Source organism: Mesorhizobium sp. M1E.F.Ca.ET.041.01.1.1 (assembly GCF_003997355.1).
Lineage (GTDB): Bacteria > Pseudomonadota > Alphaproteobacteria > Rhizobiales > Rhizobiaceae > Mesorhizobium.
On record NZ_RZSL01000744.1, the window covers coordinates 1 to 2525 of the forward strand.

At 61.9% G+C, this 2525-nt stretch carries 3 protein-coding genes and 1 pseudogene; 2 read left to right on the forward strand and 2 right to left on the reverse strand.

All coding sequences use genetic code 11. The features are described 5' to 3' along the window. Together EOA38_RS33455 and EOA38_RS33460 are read right to left on the reverse strand one after the other, a co-directional pair. A partial coding sequence (locus EOA38_RS33455) for a Gfo/Idh/MocA family oxidoreductase (RefSeq protein WP_145966196.1) occupies positions 1-315 on the reverse strand: 315 nt, incomplete at its 3' end. A 270-nt stretch (positions 316-585) separates the two neighbouring features. Then, positions 586-1347 carry a DeoR/GlpR family DNA-binding transcription regulator gene (locus EOA38_RS33460; protein ID WP_127301242.1) on the reverse strand — a complete coding sequence of 254 codons (762 nt, stop codon included), beginning with the start codon at positions 1345-1347 and terminating at the stop codon, positions 586-588. A gap of 153 nt (positions 1348-1500) precedes the next feature. Between EOA38_RS33460 and EOA38_RS33465 the strand changes: the two genes are divergently transcribed. Together EOA38_RS33465 and EOA38_RS33470 are read left to right on the forward strand one after the other, a co-directional pair. Beyond that, on the forward strand, positions 1501-2301 hold the full coding sequence (locus EOA38_RS33465) for a class I fructose-bisphosphate aldolase (RefSeq protein WP_127220773.1): 801 nt from the start codon (positions 1501-1503) through the stop codon (positions 2299-2301). Between the two features lie 3 nt (positions 2302-2304). Next, positions 2305-2525: pseudogene (locus EOA38_RS33470) on the forward strand (permease); the annotation flags it as partial.

A 2525-nucleotide genomic window follows, 5' to 3' on the forward strand; every position in this document is an offset into this window, starting at 1 on the left:
GGCCGAAGTCGCGAGAGGCTTTTCGGTGAAGACATGTTTTCCGGCCGAAAGCGCCGAAAACGAGATGTCGAAATGCGCCGAAGGAATTGTGAGGTTGAGGACAAGATCGACCTGCGGGTCGGCCAGCAGCGCGTCGACGCCGAGCGCGCGGATGCCATATTCCTTCGCTCGCAACGCAGCCATGTCGACGGAAATGTCGGCGCAGGCGCGCAGTACCACGCCGGTGAAAAGTGCCGCATTGCGCAGATAGGTCATCGAGATGTTACCGCACCCGATAACGCCGATGCCGAGCTTTGTCTTTGATTTCCCGTGCATTTTCGAAATGTCCTCCCAGCGCCGCCGCATCGCGGCCGTACCCTTGTATCGACAGGCAGCCGAATTTCCGACTTCGCTATACAGCATTTTAATTCTTGACGCGCGTAAAATTTTTATAGAGCATGTGAAAATGCTGGCACGACATTGGAGGCCGCCGGCCCTTCGGGAGGAGAAAATGACTGACACGAAAAAACGGCCGACAGCCGGCACCAAGCCCGTGCGTCATGCGCGCATCGGATCTTTTCGTCGCGGCCAGGGACCGCGACAGGTTCAGGCATAGATCACCTTGGCCCCGATCCTATCAAGCTGGCTGCGTATCGGACCGGGCAGGCCATCGTCGGTGATCACCACATCGACGGCCGACAGCGAAAATGCCTTGGAGGTCCCGCTGACGCCCCATTTGCTCGAATCCGCGAGCAGGATGACGCGCCGGGCCATGCGAACGAGGTTTCGCTTCGTTCGCGCCATGTCTTCGTTCACGTCGACCACATCGAGCGAGGAGTCTATCGCATGCGCTCCAACAAAGACCTGATGCGCCACCAAGCCGCCGAGAGCCGTGTCGGCATCGGTGATCAGCGTGCTCACCGTGTCGGGATAGACCCGGCCGCCGATCATGTGAACGTCGAGCCCGGGACGATGCATCAGATGCTGCACGATATTCATGGCCGTGGCCGCGACCACGACATTGCTGAGCGGCGGTAACTGCATGGCAACCTGCATCAATGTCGAGCCGCCGTCGAAGATGACCGATTGGTTGTCCTCGAACAGCTCTACCGCCGCCCGGGCGATGCGCATCTTTGCATCGAGGTTGGTTTGCATCCGCCGGGCGAACGCGGCCGTGGTCGAATCGGTGGTCCGGGTCACCGCCCCTCCACGGGTCTTGGTCAGCAGTCCCTTGCGGTCCAGTATCTCGAGGTCGGAGCGTACCGTGACCTCGGACACGCCAAAACCGTCCGACAGGTCCTTGGTGCGAACCTGTCCGCTGCGTTGCACCTCACTCAGGATCGATTGGCGTCTCTGCTCCGACAACATTGTCCTGCCCTTGCCTCCCTGCGCCAAGCAACCCCGGCTCACTTTACCAAAAATACGCGAATTCGAAAGATTTCGAAAGATTGCATTTCTCATTTCTTTCGCCAACACTGAGTTCAGGATTTCGAAATCAAACGATTGGGGAATTTTGCACTCATGAGCCTAGGAACCAAGGTGCGTCTTGCGCGCCTCTTCTCGCATCCATCGGGGAACCTTTTTGGCGGCGCGGTCGACCACTTTGTCGGCTATGGCGACGTGCGCAAAGGCGGTCTTGCCGACCTGCCGGGCGCGCTCGCCCGCGTCATGGCGGGCAAACCCGACTATGTCAGCATCCAGCCTGGCACCGCCCGCCATCTGTGGCCGCAATACGCGGGCAAGGCTTCGCTGGTGATCCAGGCTGGCTGCTTCACCCCGGACGATCGCATCAGTGAGTTGATTGCAACGCCCGAGGATGCGGTGCGCGCTGGGGCCGATGCGTTGGCCGTGGCCATTCCGGTGCGTGGCGCGACCGAGGGCAAGTACATACGCTGGCTGACCGATTCGGTGAACGCGGCGGCCCGCTACGGCATGCCGGTGGTGGCGCATATCTACCCTCGCGATTTCACCGACGGAGCAAAAATCGTCTTCACCCCCGACGAGATCGCCTATGCGGCGCGCATCGGCTACGAGTCCGGCGTCGACGTGATCAAGATCGGCTACACGGGCGATTTCGAGTCGTTCCGGGAGACCGTCCGGACCTGCCCGGTTCCGGTTGTGATCGCGGGTGGTCCGAAGACCGATACGCTGCTCGGCGCCCTCCAGCAGACGGCGGACGCCATCCGTGCCGGCGCGCGCGGTGCCGTGGTGGGCCGCAATCTCTGGGGGCATGGCGATCCGCAGAAGGCAGCGCTTGCCTTTCGGGGCGTCATCCATGACGGGCTTTCGGCGCAGGACGCCCTGACGAAGGCGGGGGCCTGACCGATGCCCACCCTCCCCTCAATCATCGGCTTCGGCGCTATCGCGATCGACGACATCGTCTATGTCGATCAGCCGTTGTCGGCGGGCAAGGGGAAGGTTCTGCGAAGTGTCCGAGCCTTCGGGGGAAATGTCGCGACGGCCCTTGCCGCCGTCGCTCGACTCGGCGGGACCGCCGGGTTCGTCGGATGGCTAAGCAGTGCCGCGGACGACGCCGTGCTGTGCGA

Coding starts and splice junctions, on each gene's coding strand:
- EOA38_RS33465 (WP_127220773.1), top strand. CDS start 1,501: ATGAGCCTAGGAACCAAGGTGCGTCTTGCGCGCCTCTTCTCGCATCCA.
- EOA38_RS33460 (WP_127301242.1), bottom strand. CDS start 1,347: ATGTTGTCGGAGCAGAGACGCCAATCGATCCTGAGTGAGGTGCAACGC.